The following is an 18880-nucleotide window of genomic DNA, read 5'->3' on the forward strand; positions in this document are numbered from 1 at the left end:
TTCCGGTTTTTTGCAATCAGTTTGAGCATAAAGTCAATTACAGTGTTTAGCAACCAGAAACAAAAACAGACGCGGCTGCGTCTGTTTTAACTAGTAGGATGTTTAGTTTAGCGAATTTCGTCTGGAATATTTTGCTGTGCCCAAGACAATAGCTCAATACGGTTACGACATTTAGTTTTTCTAAATGCACTATATAAGTGAGTTTTAACTGTATGTGGGCTGATGCTTAAATCTTCAGCAATTTCTTTATTTTTCGAACCTTTACTCATTAATGAAATAATCGCTTTTTCACGTTTAGTAAGTTTAACTGGTTCGATGTCACCATCTGTCAATTTGTGGAGTGCGTCTTTATTGAACTGCAACATACGATTTAATGCATTACACATGATATCGCGGCGGTACCATAGTTGATCTTCAAGTAATAAACGAATGCCTTTCATTAACACATCAGCATTATCTGTTGTGTAAAATACACCACGAATACCACTTAATAGAGCACGGTTAGCAAGCTCAGGGTTTTCATCTAGGTTAAACAGTACAATGTCGCACTTCATTCGTAGATTAACTAACTGTTCTTTTAATTTGCCCCATGGATCTGTGCTTGACGTTTCAATAAATAACAAGCGTGTTCCTTCTGGTACTTCAGAGATATCAGTACCAGATGTCACTGCCAGTCCTTGTGTTTTTAACAATGGCTCTAATACGTTAATGCCAATAGTGTTAATTGGCTCTGGATCTAATAATAAAAAGGCTGAACTACTCATATATATACACTCTTGAATAAAGTTGACAGTTAAATCCTATCACGCAATCCACCCCTTTCGTATTAGAAATTTCTGAGAGTTGTGCAGGAAAAGTACAGTTCGTGTCTATTTTGTGTCAAAAATTACAGTTAGTTAACTAATCGCAATATGTTAACTAACTGATATATATTCATTATAGTCAAAAATGATATGTTTGTGCTACTTTTTACACTTGTTTACATATCAAAGTATTAGATTTTTTGTTTTTTCGTATCTTGGTATGGAGGCCAGCCCATTTCTTTCCCTGCCAGCATATGTAGGTGTATATGGTACACAGTTTGCCCGCCATGGTCATTACAGTTCATTACGACGCGAAAACCGTCTTCACTAAAGCCAAATTGTTTGGCAAGTTTGGCAGCAACCACATATAAATGACCGACTAAAGATGAATTTTCTTCTGTAACATCATTAATCGTCGCTATTGGTGTTTTTGGGATGATCAACACATGAAAAGGGGCTTGTGGGTTAATATCTTTAAAAGCTAAAGATAGTTCGTCTTCATAAACAATATCAGCTGGGATCTCTCGGTTAATAATCTTTGTAAAAATAGTCTCTTGGCTCATACTTAGCTCTCTTATAAATGTGGTTAAATGACCGCCCACTAATGACAAACTTTATTTGCAGTGTCAAACTGAAACTGCCACAAGTTGAACAACCAAGGAGTGAACATGCGTAAGTTAGTATTACTGAGTAGTGCGTTAATGCTATTAAATAGTTTCAGCAGTGTAGCTGAGACCATTCACTTTCCCGAAGAGTTTGTACCCTTACAAGTTGGAGAGCGCCTAATTGAACAGTCGTTTTTCAGTCGTGTTGACGATGTTGAGCTTGCTCCTGGTACATACCAAGTGAAGATGAAATATACCGATCTTTACGAGCAAGGTTATGATGACCATCAAGTTGTTGAGTCAGAGCCATTTTGGGTTGAGCTTACGGTAGAGAGTGGTAAAGACTATGACCTAGTGTTTAATCGTGCCAGTAATGCTGTTGCTGCAGAAGTGTTTGCTGAATCACCGCAAGTAAGCTTAAAAGCCAAGGGCAGTGAACTTGCTGTGCCGCTATCGATAGTTAGCTACCGTGCAGCTAGCGCGCCTGCACAAGCTGTAGCCAGTGCCCCAGTTGCTGCTACAAGTACAAGCAACAAGCCTGCGACTGCAGTACCTGTCACATTGCCTGCAAAAGTACCAGGTGGACAAGCGGGTTTGAAAAATATGCCGAATGCGGCTGCGATGCTTGAGTTTTGGTGGCAACAAGCAAGCCCTGAAGAGCGCCGTGCGTTCTTACAAAAAGTAAGTAACTAATAATACCAATCCGCAATAATACTTAATCATTTTGAGGGATAAAACCTGTCGCTATCTACGTTAAAAATTTCTGATTTAGAACAACTAAATAACGAAATTTTTGCCTTGCTATCAACGAGGTTTTATTGCCTCAAAATAGATCACTTAATTAAGCGAATTGGTATAAAATAATTAAAAAAGGCGCTGATTGCAGCGCCTTTTTTGTGTTTGATTACTTACTTTGCAAATAAGTCGTCAACAGTACCTTGTGCAAGTGGGTGGTAACCCGGACGTGCTTTTAAGTACACATCATGCGCCCAGTCTTTTTTACCGTTTTTAATAAGTGCTTTATAGAGTGGCACAATTAATTTACGACGACCGATGCCTGATAGGTGTTCATCAAGCGCTGGATAAATTGGTTGATAACCATTACCTACCGCTAGCATAAACCATGCGAAAGCTCGCTCTGCATTAGTTGACTGTGTTAGGTTGAATTGGTTATCAAGCTCAGTCATTTTTTCAATGCTTAAATCGCGAGGTAAATTATTCAAAAAGTGTAGCCACTCGTGAACTGACCAATCTGTAGTAGGTAACTGGGCTGCACTGATCTCACCGTTTAACCATGTTTTGGTTACAGCATCAACTTTATCGAAGGCATCAGACGTTGGGTTAGGAGCATCGCTTGGTAAACCAGGCTCAAAGATCCACTCATTAACTTTATCCATGCTGACTACGCCTGGGTATTTGTCGATCAGGTTTGCTTTTAAGTAAGTAACAAATTGAGCGGTTGTTAGAGACTTAAACGCAAACTGGTCAAAGTAACCCTTTACGAATGGGTCGAACTTGTCACGGCCAAATTTGTTTTCTAAATAAATTAAGAAAAGTTGACCTTTAGTGTAAGGCACCGAGCTAAATGCATCATCAGGATCGCGGCCATTAAGTTTTAAGTTAAGACGCGTATCTGGTGCTGGCAGAGTTTTAAGTAATGCACGTAAGCCTGCTGCATCAAGCGCTTGCTCCATAACTGCACGGTCACGGCCAAACACTTCTTCCATAATGCGGTTTTCAACGTAAGACGTGAAACCTTCGTTTAGCCATAAGTCTTCCCAAGTCGCATTAGTTACTAAGTTACCAGACCAAGAGTGAGCAAGCTCGTGAGCAATTAGGTTTACTAAGCTTTTATCGCCAGCAACAACCGTTGGTGTAATGAATGATAAACGTGGGTTTTCCATGCCACCAAAAGGGAAGCTTGGCGGTAGCATTAATAAGTCATAACGACCCCATGCGTATTCGCCATACATCGCGTTAGTTTTATCGATCATCGCTTGCGTGTCGTTAAACTCAGCAACTGATGCATCTAAAATTGTTGGCTCAGCAAAGATACCCGTTTGCTTAGACATAGCTTTAAATTCTAAATTACCAGCACCAATTGCGATTAAGTATGGCGAAATTGGTTGTGGCATATTAAATAGGTAATCGCCGTCTTTATAAAGTGCATCTTTGTTATCAGCACTCATCACCGCACGAATGTCTTTAGGAGTGTGAATACGTGCCGAATAGGTTACACGCATTGCTGGCGTATCTTGTACTGGGATCCAACTACGAGCATGAATTGCTTGTGATTGGCTGTACATAAATGGGTGTGACTTACTGGCTGTTTGCTCTGGCGTTAACCACTGTAAACCTGAAGCTTCTGGGCGGCTGTTGTAGTAAATACGTGCTTTAACCGCTTGGCTTTTAAATTTAATTGTTAATTTTGAGCCCTTCACGTCATCACGTGCAGCAAGGGTGAAGTCAGCTTTGTGCCAGCTGCCTTTTTGATCTTGATACATTACTTTGTCGATATCTAAATCGCGTGTATCAAGTACCAGTGTTTTGCTTGTTGCATTGTGCCAATCTAGCGTGTGCTCAACAAAACCTTCTAGTTGTTTGTCATCAAAATCAACATCTAAATCTAGTAGTAGGTGAGTGGTTGTTACGTCATCTAAGTTTGCGTAAGTGTGCTGGCTGATTGCATCTGCAGTTGCTTGAGAGCAAGCACCGGCCATAGCAAGACTTAAAAGTAATGGTTTAAACTTCATAATAACCCTGGAACGGAAATGAAAAAGAGCCCGTTTTATAACATGATTAGTGCAGTGGGTTGAGTGATTTTTACAATCTAATGCGTATTTTGCGACGATAGGTTACACTAATGCGATTAGTTACCGGTAACCTTTGAGGCGTTTTGTGGCTCAGTCCCTGCAATCTTTTCATACCTTTTCTTTGCCAAGCCAATGCCAGCATTTTTATCAAATTGATGAAGTGAATCAGCTTTTAAGCACAGACTTTTCTGGGCCATTTTGTATTTTAGGTGAAGGCAGTAATACCGTGTTTTTATCTGACTACCAAGGTTCTGTGATCCACATGAATACGAAGGGCATAGATATAGAGCAGCAAAACGATGGCTTTTTATTGCACATTGCAGCCGGAGAAAACTGGCACCAATTAGTTGCTATGACTATTGCTAATGACATGCCTGGGCTTGAAAACCTTGCTTTAATACCTGGGACTGTTGGTGCTGCACCAGTGCAAAATATAGGTGCTTACGGTGTAGAGCTTGAAAAGTTTGTGAGTTATGTCGAATACTTTGATATTGCCACCAAAACCACAAAGCGCTTAACTAAAGGCGAATGTCAATTTGGCTATCGTGACTCTATCTTCAAACATGCACTGAAGAATAAAGCTGTAATCACCCAAGTAGGGTTACTGCTACCTAAAAAATGGCAGCCAGTTCTGAGTTATGGACCATTGCAACAGCTTTCAGAACCCTCTCCACAACAGGTATTTGAGCAAATCATCACAACCAGAAACAGCAAACTACCAAACCCCAGTGAACTTGCTAATGCAGGCAGTTTTTTCAAAAACCCAGTGATCAGGAATGAGCAACTTGCGTTACTTTTAAAACACTACCCAGAGCTACCTCATTACTTTGTGGATGCTGAGCATCATAAAGTTGCGGCGGGGTGGTTGATTGAGCAAGTTGGGTTAAAAGGCTTTAAGGTCGCAGGTATTGAAGTGCATCAGCAGCAAGCTTTAGTGCTAGTAAACCACGGTAATAGTACAGGTGATGACTTAATTGCCATGGTAAAGCATGTACAACAACAGGTTTGGCATAAATATCAGATTGCTTTACAGCACGAAGTACGCCTGATCAACGCTGAACATGAATGCCACATTGAATTGGGAGCTTCATCATGAAAGCGCCAGATGGAAATAAGCTCGCTATTTTACAAGCTCTGAATTCAGGTGGTTTTATTTCTGGTCAGCAATTGGGCGAGCAGCTCGGTATTAGCCGTGCAGCAGTGGGTAAACATATTCACTCTTTGCAGGAAATGGGGCTCGATATATTTAAGGTTACGGGTAAAGGGTATTGCCTTAATAATAGTGCAGGCTTACTGAACAAAGATAAAATCGGTCAGCATTATAATGAGTTAGGTGGTAGCACCGCTAATGTTGAAGTGCAGCCTATTATTGACTCAACCAACAGTGAGCTAATGCGCCGTTTGCAAACAGAAGTAGCACTGCCATCTGGAAGCGTATTAGTTGCAGAAATGCAGCAAGCGGGAAGAGGGCGCCGTGGGCGCGTTTGGCAATCTCCATTTGGCGCAAACTTATACTTTAGTTACTTTTGGCGTTTGGATGATGGTTTGCAAGCTGCTATGGGGGTCTCTATTGCTGTTGGGCTTGCTGTTTACGATACGCTTAAAGCCTTATATCAATTAGATGTAGAGCTTAAGTGGCCAAATGATATCTACTTAAACCGTGAAAAATTAGCGGGCGTATTAGTTGAACTTGACGGCCAACCACAAGGTCCTTGTCAGCTTGTAATAGGTATAGGTATCAATTTACATATGCCAGAAAGTGTTAGCCAACACATAGATCAAGCATGGACTGACTTAAGTCAGCATGTGCAGGGGTTAGATAAAAACAAGCTGGTGGCCTATTTATGCTTTTATTTAGAAAAACGTTTAGCTCAGTATCAGCAATCAGGTTTAAACGATATGTATCTACAGTGGAATCAATTAAATGCATTTGCTGGCGAGTGTGTTGAGCTCAATACGGGTCACCGTAGCTGGCGTGGTATTTGCGAAGGAATTGATAACCAAGGTGGCGTACGTATTCGTCAAGATGGCGAAGTGAAAAGTTATTATGGTGGTGAAATTTCATTACGTAAGGCTGAGCTATGAAATTATTAGTGGATGTTGGCAATACCGCAATTAAAGCCGTTTTGTTTGATGGCAAGGATTACCAAACCTGTGAACTCAGCAATTTACCTTGGTCACAAATAAAAGAGCTGGTCTATGCCTGCGTAGGTAGCACAGAGCTACTTAAACCGTTATTAGCAAAGGCGCAGCAACATGCTGTTCCTTACTTCGAAGCAGAGGTGACCGCTAAACTCGCTACGTTAAGCTGTGCTTATCAGCAGTTTAAAAACCTAGGAATTGATCGCTGGCTCGCGGTAATAGCTGCGTATGTAGAATATCCCGAGCAAAACTGCATTATTATCGATGCCGGTACAGCAACGACAATTGATGTGCTTAATAAAGAAGGCGCGCATCTAGGAGGCTGGATCTTACCTGGCCTTGATTTAATGACCTCATCACTTACCCAAAATACGCAACGCGTGTTTGATGATGAGCAAACACCATTTACGACTGAACTAGGGCGTAATACGCCAAATGGCCTAAAAAATGGCGCTATGGTTGCTACCCTAGGTGCAATCGAGCAAGCAAAACAACATCTTAACCAACAGGGTTGTCAGTTATTATTTGCTGGTGGTTATGGCAAATTGTTAGCAGATACATATTTAGATGCTAAATTTGACAGCTTGCTCGTGTTTAAAGGACTGAATTATTGGCGTGAATTAGCTATAAAGCAGTAAAAATACGGGTTTTTGCCTGAATAGTGAGCGTTTAACACATAAATTCACATTTTTTTTAATTTTATGGTTGCATCACAATAAACCTTACCTTAGAATCTCGCCCCGTACTAAAGCAGTGCCGACTTAGCTCAGTTGGTAGAGCAACTGACTTGTAATCAGTAGGTCATCCGTTCAACTCGGATAGTCGGCACCACTTTCCTTTTACCGGAAGTGACTTAGTAAAGAATTTTCGTGGAGGGGTTCCCGAGCGGCCAAAGGGATCAGACTGTAAATCTGACGGCTCAGCCTTCGCTGGTTCGAATCCAGCTCCCTCCACCACTTTATTCTTGACGGTTAGAGGTAGTTTAAGAACAGGTTCCTATGCGGGCATCGTATAATGGCTATTACCTCAGCCTTCCAAGCTGATGATGCGGGTTCGATTCCCGCTGCCCGCTCCAGACTTCTGGTGTTGCTGATATAGCTCAGTTGGTAGAGCGCACCCTTGGTAAGGGTGAGGTCGGCAGTTCAAATCTGCCTATCAGCACCAGTATCGAGAACTCATCTTAATTTCTTCCTTTATCTGTCAGAAAAAACTATTTGAAATTTGAAAAAATTAAATTAATCTACCCTCGGTGGATTATTTTCATATGTAATCTAGATACACAAAACTGATAGGTTCCGTCATGGCAAAAGAAAAGTTTGAACGCGTAAAACCGCACGTAAACGTTGGTACAATCGGCCACGTTGACCACGGTAAAACAACTCTAACAGCAGCAATCACTAACGTACTTGCAAAAGTATACGGTGGTGTAGCTAAAGACTTCGCATCAATCGATAACGCTCCAGAAGAGCGTGAGCGTGGTATCACAATCTCAACTTCACACGTTGAGTACGATACTCCAACTCGTCACTACGCACACGTAGACTGTCCAGGACACGCCGATTATGTTAAAAACATGATCACTGGTGCTGCTCAAATGGACGGCGCAATCCTAGTAGTTGCTGCGACTGACGGTCCTATGCCACAAACTCGTGAGCACATCCTACTTTCTCGTCAGGTTGGTGTACCTTACATCATCGTATTCATGAACAAATGTGACATGGTTGACGACGAAGAGCTACTTGAGCTAGTTGAGATGGAAGTTCGTGAACTTCTTTCTGAGTACGACTTCCCAGGTGATGACTTACCACTAATCCAAGGTTCAGCGCTTAAAGCGTTAGAAGGCGAGAAAGAGTGGGAAGACAAAATCGTTGAGCTTGCAGAAGCACTAGATTCTTACATCCCAGAGCCAGAGCGTGACATCGATAAGCCATTCATCATGCCTATCGAAGACGTATTCTCAATCCAAGGTCGTGGTACTGTTGTAACTGGCCGTGTTGAAGCTGGTATCATCAACGTGAATGACGAAGTTGAAATCGTAGGTATCAAAGAAACTACGAAGACAACTTGTACAGGTGTTGAGATGTTCCGTAAGCTTCTAGACGAAGGTCGTGCGGGTGAGAACATCGGTGCACTTCTACGTGGTACTAAGCGTGAAGACGTTGAACGTGGTCAAGTACTAGCTAAGCCTGGTTCAATCACTCCACACACGAAGTTCACTTCAGAAGTATACGTACTTTCTAAAGATGAAGGTGGTCGTCATACTCCATTCTTCAAAGGTTACCGTCCACAGTTCTACTTCCGTACAACTGACGTAACAGGTGACGTACAGTTACCAGACGGCGTTGAAATGGTAATGCCTGGTGATAACATCAAGATGACTGTAGAACTAATCTGCCCAATCGCGATGGACGAAGGTTTACGCTTCGCTATCCGTGAAGGTGGCCGTACAGTTGGTGCTGGTGTTGTTGCAACTATCGTTGAGTAATCAACTATAGTAATGCATCAAGCATTAAGAAAAACCCGAGCTTAGTCTCGGGTTTTTTTATGGGTGAAAAAGCTATCAGCTATCAGCTGTCAGCTTTCAGACATCAGATTAGATCGAGAGGGTTGTTTAGTTCTGCGCCTCACTCAGCATTCACCCTGTTCATTCTTAGGGTAGGTTGGTTTGAGCACAGCGAAACCCAACACAATCCATGTAAACCTTTCCTCTGATTAGGCTTGACCTAGAACCTAGAACCTAGAACCTAGAACCTAGAACCTAGAACCTTTACCCTCGCTAACTCACATCTAAATCCAACCCCTTGATATCTATCTTAGTTATTGATCCCTAAATTGGGAAATGATTATGAATGTTAGCTGAACTGAACTACGCTTGATTAATAACTAATAATAAATGTGTAGATTTAGGGATGATCCGTTTTTTTATAGCGCTCTTAGCACTTCTGTTTTTACCTTCAGCTTGGTCTGCATTTCAAAACTACGATATTGAAGATGGATTATCGCAAAGTGTTGTGTTCGATATTGTGCAAGATCAGCAAGGTTTTATCTGGATTTCAACACAGGCAGGTTTAAACCGTTTTGATGGCAATGAATTTACTGTATTCACAGCCTCTGATGAGACGAATAGTCTAGCGAATAACTATATTTACCCATTGGCAATCGACAACGAGTCAACGTTGTTTATAGGTACTCGAAATAGTGGTGTAAACCAACTCGCATTACATAATTATCAATTTTCTGAGCCGCTGTTAAAAGAGCGCCGAATAACCAGCTTATTAGTAGCGCAACAGCAAGTTTATATTGGCACTTACGATGGCAGCCTTTTTCGTTACGATAAGCGAACAGAGCAACTTGAAACGTTAATAACAGGGTTAAAAAAGCCTATTTATGCGCTATCAAAAATCGATGAAATACTTTGGATTGGTACTCATGGAGCTGGGTTACTTCATTATGACCTTATTAATAATAAACAAATTAATTCGGTTTTTTCTGGCTTTGCTGAGTCTGTTGATATTCATGCCAGTATTTTTGCTATCAAACAGGCTGCTGATGGCAGTATTTGGTTGGCAAGTCAGGGTGGTGGCTTATATAAGATTGAGCCAAGCACAAAAACAATAACGCAGTGGCTTACCTCTAAAGATGATAATTCTGGGCTTAGTAGTAATGAAATTCGTGATATTGAGTTTGATAGTCAAGGCCAAGTTTGGCTGGCAACGCGAGGCGGCGGAATTAATGTTTACGACCCTATTGATGCAAGCTTCACCGTTTTAGCGCATGACCCGTTTGATAAATATAGTCTTGCTCATGACCGGGTATATAGTATCTATCGAGACAGTAGTGACATTATGTGGTTTGGTACTGCCCATGGGATCAGTAAGCTCGACCCAGCATCATTGCAATTTAGTAAGTTAAAAAAGCCAACGCCACTTTCAAGTAACGATGCGTGGGCGTTACTTGAAGACTCAAAGCAACGTATTTGGTATGGCAGCTGGGGTGGCGGTATCGATATTCTGGATCAGCAATTAAATCGTTTAGATCGTATAACCACCGAAAGTTCACCGTATTCAATCAGTAGCAATGCAATTAAAGCCATCGCCGAAGATCGTAATGGCGATATATGGATTGGCAGCTGGCAGCAAGGGATTGATGTTTTGCATAACGATGGCAGCATCAGTCACTTTCGAGCAGATGAAGGCGAGCATGGCTTAACTGAAAACAGTATATATGCCCTTTTAGTCGATGAAAAAAATAATGTTTGGGTCGGCACTAATGGAGGAGGGCTGTTTTGTTTTGATAGACAGCGCGGCAAGTTTATTAGTTTTGCAAAGCCTCTAGCGAATACACAACTTGTAATTCCAACGGCGCGGGTGACGAGTTTATATAAAAGCTCGCAAGCAGATCTGTGGATAGGTACTGATGGTGATGGGGCTTATCATTACAACGCTGCAACCGATACCCTCACTAATTATCGCAAAGGCGACTTGGCTTTATCTGATAATACAGTGCGTGCATTTTTAGAAATTGACCAGCAAATGTGGCTCGCAACATCGAACGGCTTAAATATTATTGATTTGAGCAACCAGCAGGTGCAGCAATTTAATGTCGCTCAAGGCCTTCCTAATCAAGTCGTTTATGCGTTGTTAAAAGACAATGAAGGTTGGGTTTGGCTAAGTACCAACAACGGCCTCGCTAAAATAGACCCTGCAACCATGAGCATTAAAAATTATAAAGCTCGACATGGTTTACAAGGAAATGAATTTAATGCCGGTGCTTATTTAAAAACCCGTGATGGCCGCTTGATGTTTGGTGGCACGCAAGGGGTTAGTGTCATTAACCCTGCTGAACTTGAAGTTAATACTATTGGTGGGCAATTAGCTCTTACCAGCTTGCAGTTTGATGATGTGGATGTGGTAAACCAAGGAGTAAGTCGTTTAGGCAGTTTATATCAAATAGAAAAAAGCCGCTCAGTGACCATTCCTGCGGGTATCAAACGAGTTCATTTTCAGATTGGTTACCTGCACTACTCTGAGCTGCAAACTAACCAATACTCCTATCAGTTAGCAGGCTTTGAACAGCAATGGCGCAAAGCTACAGGGTCGTTTTTATCTGTTGATTACACTAATCTTTCTGCTGGTAAATATCAGTTGAAAGTAAATGCTAGTAGTGAAAATGGGGCAAATGCGCTCACCCCATTACTGTTAAACATAACGGTTCTTGCGCCTTGGTGGCAAACAAGTGAGTTTTATCTGTTAGCAGCCATGCTGATTTTGGCTATGGTGTGGTTGTTCACAGTGCTTTGGACTCGCCGTATACGCAAACAAAAATATTATCTGGAGCAAATTGTTAGCGAGCGCACTGACGAAATCGCAGAGCAAAAAATGCTAATTGAACAGCAAGCTGACGCTCTGAGTGACTCACTCGAGAATAAAGTACGGTTCTTCACGCATGCATCACATGAATTACGTACTCCTTTGAGTTTGTTGATTGCGCCTTTGCAAAAGCTAATAGCAGATGAGCAAAATACTGAAAAGTGTGAGCAACTGAATTTGGTATTACGTAATAGCCGGCGCTTAGAAAACTTGGTCGATAAGCTATTAACGCTGACTCGCTATGATGAGCGCCATGAAGAGATTATTAAAGTTGTGTCACTATCGGCAATTGCCAGAGAGGTCGCGGGGCAGTTTGCTGTGTTAGGTGAAAAGTCCATAGACTTTATAGTCGATATTGAAGAGGCTGTATTTATTGAAAGCACCCGAGAAGGGGTGATCACGATTCTTACCAACCTTTTAAGTAATGCCTTTAAATATACTCAGCAAGGTCAAGTCAGCTTAACCGTATGCGCATCAGGTGAGCTTGCTCGCATAGAAGTAACTGACACAGGTAAAGGCATCGCAGACTCTGAAAAAGACAAGGTGTTTGATACTTTTTACAGAGTAAGTAGTCATGCAAATGTAGAAGGCTGTGGCGTAGGTTTAGCCATCGTTAAACGTCTGGTCGATAAATACAAAGGCAATATTGTGCTGGCAAGTCGCTTAGGAGAAGGAACCAGCTTTAAACTCGCATTTAAAACAGCGCAATTTACAGAGCAAACTCCAGTTGATAGCACAATTCTAAAATCAACAGTGAATCATGACAAAGCGAGTGTATTAATTATTGAAGATAATGACGAGCTACGTCATTACCTGAAAACAGAGTTACAGCAAAGTTATCAAGTATTATTAGCTGAAGATGGTCAAGTCGGTTTACAAATAGCGCTGAGCCAAGTGCCAGATTTAATTATTACAGATTTAATGATGCCAAAAGTCGATGGCTTTACTGTTTTAGATTCATTACATAATTCGCCCGTTACATGCCATATCCCAGTGGTTATTTTAACTGCAAAGGGCGACTACGAAACCCGCATTAGCAGCTTAAAACAGCATGCGCTAGATGTGATCACTAAACCATTTGATAGGGAAGAGCTCTTTTTAAAAGTAGAGAACTGGATACATTGGGTTAGCTTATATTCGCAGCAGCAAATTATGGGGTTACCCCTTAATTCTCAAGCTAAGCAATCAATTACAGTTGATCCTCGTGATAAACAGTTGCTTGAAAACTTAGGAAAATATGTTGCTGACCATTACCACCAACAAGGCTTTTCAATGGTCAACTGTGCGAAAGAGTTAGCGCTTAGTGAGCGTCAATTACAACGCAAGTTAAAAGTCCTACTAAACATTACTCCCAGTGAGTACTTACGAAATTATCGACTAACTAAAGCAGCCGAACTTATTAGGAAAGGCCAACAAATAAGCTTAGTAATAGATGAAGTTGGCTTTTCGTCACGTTCGTATTTCTCTAAATTTTTCAAAGCAAAATATGGCATGACGGCGAAAGAGTATCAATGTTATTACATATAACGGGCTGTTAACTATGAAAATGTCGTATTTGAGTACATTTTTGTCGGCATAATGCATACATATTTTCTACAGTTAACCTAATCTAATTATATCTTCGTAGTTTTGGGGCTCTTTGTTTATCATTGACGGGCAAACATGACTGAGTACAGATTATGGTTAAGGACAACAGCGAGCCCCATCTATTTTTAACTTCCTTTGAGTTAAGGCTCTTAAATTTTCAAGAGCCGATTTTTATTACAACTTCGCTTAAAAGATTGAAAAGTTTATGTTACAACGGCACTAACATTACTTTTTAGTTACAAACATGACTGAACTTTACCATTGGTTTGATTTATTCGGCGTAGCCGTGTTTGCAGTTTCTGGAACGCTACTGGCGTACAACAAAAAAATGGATGGCTTTGGGGTTGTTGTGTTAGCCACAGTCACTGCTATTGGCGGTGGGACTGTACGCGACGTTATTTTAGATGTTCCTGTATTTTGGCTACATGATCAAAGCTATTTCTGGGCTATTTTATTGTCTGTATTTGTCACCACCCGTTTAATCAATAAGCAGCGTTCTATTTCACTTAATGCGCTGCAAGTTGCTGATGCTTTCGGTTTGGCATTTTTTGCGGTGATGGGCACACAAAAAGCCATGCTCGCAGGTATGCCAGACACCACGGCGATTATTATGGGTGTAATAACAGCCTGCTTTGGCGGTGTTATCCGTGATGTGCTGGCTGGAAATATACCGATGCTATTAAAGGGCGAGCTCTATGCCATTGCTTGTATCGCTGGCGGCATTGTTTATACATTAAGTATCTCGCTGGGTTTAGTGACCGAAGTTGCTATGATATTAGCCATGCTTATGACCTTATCACTGCGTTTAGCTGCAATGAAATGGCAACTGACATTACACGTTTTTAAATATCCCGACTAAACTTAATTTAAGGATGAATGATAGGGACATCATGGATCGTGTCTTTAGCTAGAATATTTTCACGTGCACAAGTGGGTGTGCAAGCTCCTGAAGTGATTGTAGAAGTACACTTAGGAAATGGCTTGCCAGCTTTTCATATCGTTGGCTTGCCTGAAGCGTCAGTCAAAGAGTCAAAAGACAGAGTGCGTAGCGCTCTCGAAAACTCACAGTTTGGTTTTCCAGATCAACGAATAACCGTCAACCTTGCGCCTGCTGATTTACCTAAAGAAGGTGGCCGTTTTGATTTGGCTATTGCTGTGGGTATTTTAGTTGCCTCTGGGCAAATAAACTGCCCTGATATTCATCGTTATGAGTTTTACGGTGAGTTGGCTTTAAATGGTGAGGTAAGAGGGGTTAACGCTATTTTACCTTCGGTGTTAGGAGCGAAAGAGCAGGGTCGCTGTTGTTTCTTACCCGCCGAAAACGATAATCTCGCAAGCCTTGTTTCGGGCGTTGCTCGAAAAGCCGTTTACTCCTTACAAGATGTTTGGAATGACTTATTAAATCAGCAACCCCTGCCCCTTAATATTTGTTATCCAGAGCAGCAGTCGCAGCGTGACTCGCTACTCGATTTAAGTGATGTGAAAGGCCAACCTGGCGCCAAAAGGGTACTCGAAATAGCTGCTGCTGGTGGCCATAATTTACTATAGCTATGTCAATTACCTACTTGAGAAAGCAACAAGATTAACAGAAACAAAATTATGCTTTCTTCTGTATATAGAGGGAAGTGCGAAAATCATAGGTATTGTGTTAATCTCTAACGACAAGATTTTCAAGGAGCAAGGAAAGCAGTGCGAAAACTATCCCTACTATCAATTTTTCTTTTCCCTTTAGCTGTAAGTGCCAATAACGCAACGTCAAACGTGATCACTTGCTTCGATGTTATGAATGATGATGTGAGCCGTGCTGCCCGTTCAGCTCTTCACGAACAAGCACAGAAACGAGCGCAAAACAGTATTGAATCATTTGTTGGTAAGCCAATAACAAAACCTTATGTAGATGGGTTTGGACAACCTGCACAAGCTGAAAATATGGCTGCGGTTATTGAGGTTTATTGGTGTGATAGTAGAACCAAGCCATTGCATTCTGCTTATTATGATTTTTACTCAAGAAATAAAAGTGTCTTCGAATAGAGAGGTAAAGTAAATATGTTCGGTTTTGGTAAGAAAAAGAGAATTGATAGTTTGGTTGAAACAATTGGGTCTAGTGTTACTGGACAAACGATGCTTATGCCAATTAGTGCAGATCAGCTAATTATAGATGCAAAGTCTGATCCTCTTATAGCTGGTTATTTTTTGGGCTACCAACTTCATTTAATTCAAAGTTCTCCTTTTCCAGAAAAAGATCATCAAGGTATATTATTAGATAGTTATTATAATCTTTTCGGACCTGATGGAGAGGAAATTAAAATATTTGCTTATGAAATGTCAAGAAAGCAGAATCAAACATTCAATAGTGGTATTGAAACAGCGATTAACGATCTTATTCTATGGCAAAATGATAGTAATCAAGCACCTCTTTCATTGGTAAGAATACTTAACGATAAATATCAATGATTATAATTGTTTCGTGTTGAAAAGAGTATATAACTAGATGTACTCTTTTATTTAATTAATAACTTTAAGTTATTATAAAGCTCACGCTATCACAACAGGGGTTTTTAATCATTTATTTAATTTTGGTATGCTAATAGATACACTGTTTAAAAAAAACTTAATTTTTATATTTAAACGCTTCATTCCGCAAGCTCCATTTCGAAAATCAGAAACAATTTCGCCACTGCGTCATAAAGATCAACAATCAATGCCAATTTCACATATATAAAAAGTCTGTATTATAAAGTCTGTATTATTAATTTATTAATAGGACTACACTTGGTGACATTTGCCCCCTACACTTAATTACACCTGCTCCCTACACTTAATTACAATTTGACAAAGAATTGAATTGTGATTTACTAGATTTAAGGCATAAAAAAAGCCGCAAAATAAGTTGCGACTTTTAAAAATAAACTTCCTCCGACAGAAGTATTACTTTTTAATATATATCAAAATGCAAAATAGTCAATATTGCATCACAAATAATATTATAATCATTAATATTTCGGAAGTTCTAAAACTTACAAAAAAGGAAATATAAATGATTAAATACTTAACGATACCTAACGAAATTATGAACAGAAAAAACCCTTTACATTACGCTTTATTTGATTTTAAAAACAATGCTGAGTTTAAATTGTTTATTACAATACTTGCATACTCAACTATGATCTACAGAACAACAAAAAAAGAAAGTGAACATAATTTTTCAGTGAAAGGTTTTCTAGGTGAAAATAGTATTATCACTAGAAATAATATGACAGCAAAGAAAATAATAATATTTGTTAATAAGTTAGAAAGTCCATTCTTTGATAATATTGAAGTAATTGCCAATGAAATACACTTTAAACTTTCAAGAAAATATAAGAAAGATTTGAAAAATAATGGTTTTGAAAAAATTAATATAATTGATTTAAAACCCATTTCTGACATTCGATCTTCAAAACTATTAGTTCTTACTGAAATGAAAAAAGAGGGTTATTTTGACTATTATTATTTATGCAAAGTTTTAGATCTTAATGGAATAAAAAGAAGAGATAATAAAATTGCAAAAATAAAGAAAGCATTTAAAAATATTGAAGTTGAATTTGAGTATAAACATCCCAAAAATCAGAATGAAAAAAGGGAGGAAGAACATTACAAATTCTTTTATAATAAAATTGACTTAGAATCTGATAATGGAAAAGAAATTGATATATCCAGAGAATATAATATAAATGAGGTATTTTCAATTGATGATTTTGATTTAGATGAATTAGTTGATAATTCATTAAAAAGCTGATATATCAGCTTTTATTTTTTCCCAAAACCAAATGTTTTCTTTTTCTTCTTTTTGGGTTTATCATCAAATTTTATTTCTGATTTTGACTCTTCCTTTATTTCTTTTCTTACTTCTTCAATATATTCATTTCCAGAATGTCGATTTTTAATTCTTTCTTGTTTAAGTTCTTCTTCACGTTTTAACCTTTCTTGCTCTCGCTTATACCATTCAGGATTTTCTTTTTCTAAATCTTTTATATAATCTTCATTTTGTTGATTAATCCCTTTAATAAACTTTTTAACTGACTTATAAAACTCTATAGAATGATTTGTTAATTCTCTTATCATTTCAATTCTTTGTTGAACTGCGTTAGATTTTATTATGTTATAAAGCCATTTTTGATTATTTTCTAATTGCTTATTAACTTTATCTAATTTTTCAGTTGAAGAAATTATATTATTATTTATTCCTGTTAACTCTTCGTTTTTAGTTGTTATTTTAGAATCAACTTCTTTTTTCTTTGCAATGGCTTTATTAGCAACAGATACTTGATCGTTTCTATTTTTCTGTTCTTTCTTTGCTTGTTCTTCCATATAAGAGTGCATATTTTGAACTCGTTGGGATTTTGGCAAATTGCTTTGTTCTTTTAAAAAAGCTCTTAATTCCTTTTCTTCTGGTGTAATTTCCTTTTTTTCAAATCTAAACTCATAGCCATATTTAGCTAATTTTTTATTTGCAAATTCATAGAACTCTGTTTGAAGTGCTTCACTCGCTACCGTTCTTAAAATTTCGTTTGTTTCGTTGTATTTCTTACCGTCAGACTCGAACGGTATGCCCTGCTCCTGCGCTAATCTCAAACCAAGTTGATGAGTGTAGTCAGGCAAATCAAAACGCTTTGTAGAGCGATTGAAACCTGATCTGATTAAGTGAAGATGGTCATCTGCTGCATTGCCTTTCTTCGTTCTTTCGTCTTTGTGTAAAGCACCGCCAAGAATGGCAAAATCTGCAAAATACTTGTTGTTCCAATCCCTCATAATCTTGATCATATCAACGTCTTTTAGGCTCTTATCGTTATGCTTTGGGATTTTGAAAAGAACATCCTCAAAACCTATTGAACGAGTTGAAGCGGTAGCTCTGCGATCATTATGGACTTGCATTTTATCGACTGTTTCGAGTATCTGGGTTAAATGCTTTTTCTTGGCATTAAGCCCTTTTATTTTAAAATTCTCTGGGGGATTTTGATAAAAGTCTAATGCAGTTTTTAAAGATTCTTGATCGATAACAGAATAATCTTTTTTATTTTTACTTTGATTTTTTACCTCTAAACACTGCGTCATGATTTCTAATAAATGACTTTCAGCGTTTTCATCGTAATTTTCTAATTTTGAAAAATACGTTATAGATTTTAATGTTAGGTCTTTTTGTTGTCGTGACAATGAAATATTTTGTTCAGCCATTTCATCAGCTTCAATCAATGATTGTTGAAGCGTGTCTTTTAATGATTGGCTTTCAGTTTGAACTTTATCAAACCAATCAGCACCTTTTTTTATAACTTTAAAGTCTGGACCGATAACTAAATTTAGTTTTGTATCGTCAGCGTTAAAGTCTCTTTTATATTGTATCGTGTCAGGTTTATAGTTTCGTAATATGTGATTAACTAAATTAGCTAATTTTGTTTTATCGCATATTCGGATACGGCTTGTTTTTTGTAATACGGTTGATTTTTCCATTCTTTAAAATCCTTATATAATTAATGTCAGCAGACCATTAAAAATATAATGATTTGCATTTGCTCCTTTTGATT

At 39.0% G+C, this 18880-nt stretch carries 14 protein-coding genes, 4 tRNA genes and 1 pseudogene; 15 read left to right on the forward strand and 4 right to left on the reverse strand.

Features of this window, described 5'->3' with window-relative positions:
* Positions 1-107: 107 nt before the first annotated feature.
* Both KQP93_RS00850 and KQP93_RS00855 read right to left on the reverse strand, forming a co-directional pair.
* Entirely contained in the window at positions 108-764 is a 657-nt protein-coding gene (locus KQP93_RS00850) for a helix-turn-helix transcriptional regulator (protein ID WP_063701100.1), read from the reverse strand.
* A gap of 230 nt (positions 765-994) precedes the next feature.
* A complete protein-coding gene (locus KQP93_RS00855; protein WP_217875501.1) occupies positions 995-1366 on the reverse strand; it encodes a histidine triad nucleotide-binding protein in 372 nt (123 codons plus the stop codon).
* 105 nt (positions 1367-1471) lie between these two features.
* Here KQP93_RS00855 and KQP93_RS00860 point away from each other — a divergent pair, with 105 nt between their 5' ends.
* Positions 1472-2101 carry a DUF2057 domain-containing protein gene (locus KQP93_RS00860; protein ID WP_217875502.1) on the forward strand — a complete coding sequence of 210 codons (630 nt, stop codon included), beginning with the start codon at positions 1472-1474 and terminating at the stop codon, positions 2099-2101.
* A 215-nt stretch (positions 2102-2316) separates the two neighbouring features.
* Here the strand turns inward: KQP93_RS00860 and KQP93_RS00865 are convergent, their stop codons facing one another.
* Entirely contained in the window at positions 2317-4161 is a 1845-nt protein-coding gene (locus KQP93_RS00865) for a M1 family metallopeptidase (protein WP_217875503.1), read from the reverse strand.
* 145 nt (positions 4162-4306) lie between these two features.
* Here KQP93_RS00865 and murB point away from each other — a divergent pair, with 145 nt between their 5' ends.
* From murB to KQP93_RS00935, 14 genes and pseudogenes are all read left to right on the forward strand, one after another.
* Complete coding sequence (gene murB, locus KQP93_RS00870) at positions 4307-5317, forward strand: UDP-N-acetylmuramate dehydrogenase (RefSeq protein WP_217875504.1); 1011 nt, start codon at positions 4307-4309, stop codon at positions 5315-5317.
* The gene (gene birA / locus KQP93_RS00875; protein WP_217875505.1) at positions 5314-6306 is read left to right on the forward strand and encodes a bifunctional biotin--[acetyl-CoA-carboxylase] ligase/biotin operon repressor BirA; all 993 of its coding nucleotides are present in this window, start codon (positions 5314-5316) and stop codon (positions 6304-6306) included. The genes murB and birA overlap by 4 nt, the downstream gene beginning before the upstream one ends.
* Entirely contained in the window at positions 6303-7001 is a 699-nt protein-coding gene (locus tag KQP93_RS00880; RefSeq protein ID WP_217875506.1) for a type III pantothenate kinase, read from the forward strand. Before birA ends, KQP93_RS00880 begins: the two co-directional genes overlap by 4 nt.
* A gap of 117 nt (positions 7002-7118) precedes the next feature.
* A tRNA-Thr gene (locus KQP93_RS00885) sits at positions 7119-7194 on the forward strand.
* A gap of 40 nt (positions 7195-7234) precedes the next feature.
* Positions 7235-7319, forward strand: a tRNA-Tyr gene (locus KQP93_RS00890).
* 44 nt (positions 7320-7363) lie between these two features.
* Positions 7364-7438 (forward strand) — tRNA-Gly (locus tag KQP93_RS00895).
* 13 nt (positions 7439-7451) lie between these two features.
* Positions 7452-7527 (forward strand) — tRNA-Thr (locus tag KQP93_RS00900).
* A gap of 136 nt (positions 7528-7663) precedes the next feature.
* The gene (gene tuf / locus KQP93_RS00905; RefSeq protein ID WP_054564107.1) at positions 7664-8848 is read left to right on the forward strand and encodes an elongation factor Tu; all 1185 of its coding nucleotides are present in this window, start codon (positions 7664-7666) and stop codon (positions 8846-8848) included.
* A gap of 424 nt (positions 8849-9272) precedes the next feature.
* A complete protein-coding gene (locus KQP93_RS00910; protein ID WP_217875507.1) occupies positions 9273-13259 on the forward strand; it encodes a hybrid sensor histidine kinase/response regulator transcription factor in 3987 nt (1328 codons plus the stop codon).
* 304 nt (positions 13260-13563) lie between these two features.
* Positions 13564-14178, forward strand: coding sequence for a trimeric intracellular cation channel family protein (locus KQP93_RS00915; protein WP_217875508.1), 615 nt, complete (start codon positions 13564-13566; stop codon positions 14176-14178).
* A 38-nt stretch (positions 14179-14216) separates the two neighbouring features.
* Positions 14217-14864, forward strand: a pseudogene (locus tag KQP93_RS00920) (magnesium chelatase domain-containing protein); the annotation flags it as partial.
* A gap of 144 nt (positions 14865-15008) precedes the next feature.
* The gene (locus KQP93_RS00925) at positions 15009-15350 is read left to right on the forward strand and encodes a hypothetical protein (RefSeq protein WP_069445777.1); all 342 of its coding nucleotides are present in this window, start codon (positions 15009-15011) and stop codon (positions 15348-15350) included.
* A gap of 15 nt (positions 15351-15365) precedes the next feature.
* Positions 15366-15773 (forward strand): hypothetical protein, encoded by a 408-nt coding sequence (locus KQP93_RS00930; protein ID WP_069445778.1) that lies wholly within the window; start codon positions 15366-15368, stop codon positions 15771-15773.
* 583 nt (positions 15774-16356) lie between these two features.
* Positions 16357-17097: a hypothetical protein gene (locus KQP93_RS00935; protein ID WP_069445779.1), complete on the forward strand. Its 741-nt coding sequence runs from the start codon at positions 16357-16359 to the stop codon at positions 17095-17097.
* A gap of 11 nt (positions 17098-17108) precedes the next feature.
* On the opposite strand, the gene KQP93_RS00940 is transcribed toward KQP93_RS00935, so the two are convergent.
* Positions 17109-18806, reverse strand: coding sequence for a hypothetical protein (locus KQP93_RS00940; protein ID WP_069445780.1), 1698 nt, complete (start codon positions 18804-18806; stop codon positions 17109-17111).
* Between the last annotated feature and the right edge of the window lie 74 nt (positions 18807-18880).

This window comes from Pseudoalteromonas shioyasakiensis (assembly GCF_019134595.1).
Taxonomy (GTDB): Bacteria; Pseudomonadota; Gammaproteobacteria; order Enterobacterales; family Alteromonadaceae; genus Pseudoalteromonas; species Pseudoalteromonas shioyasakiensis_A.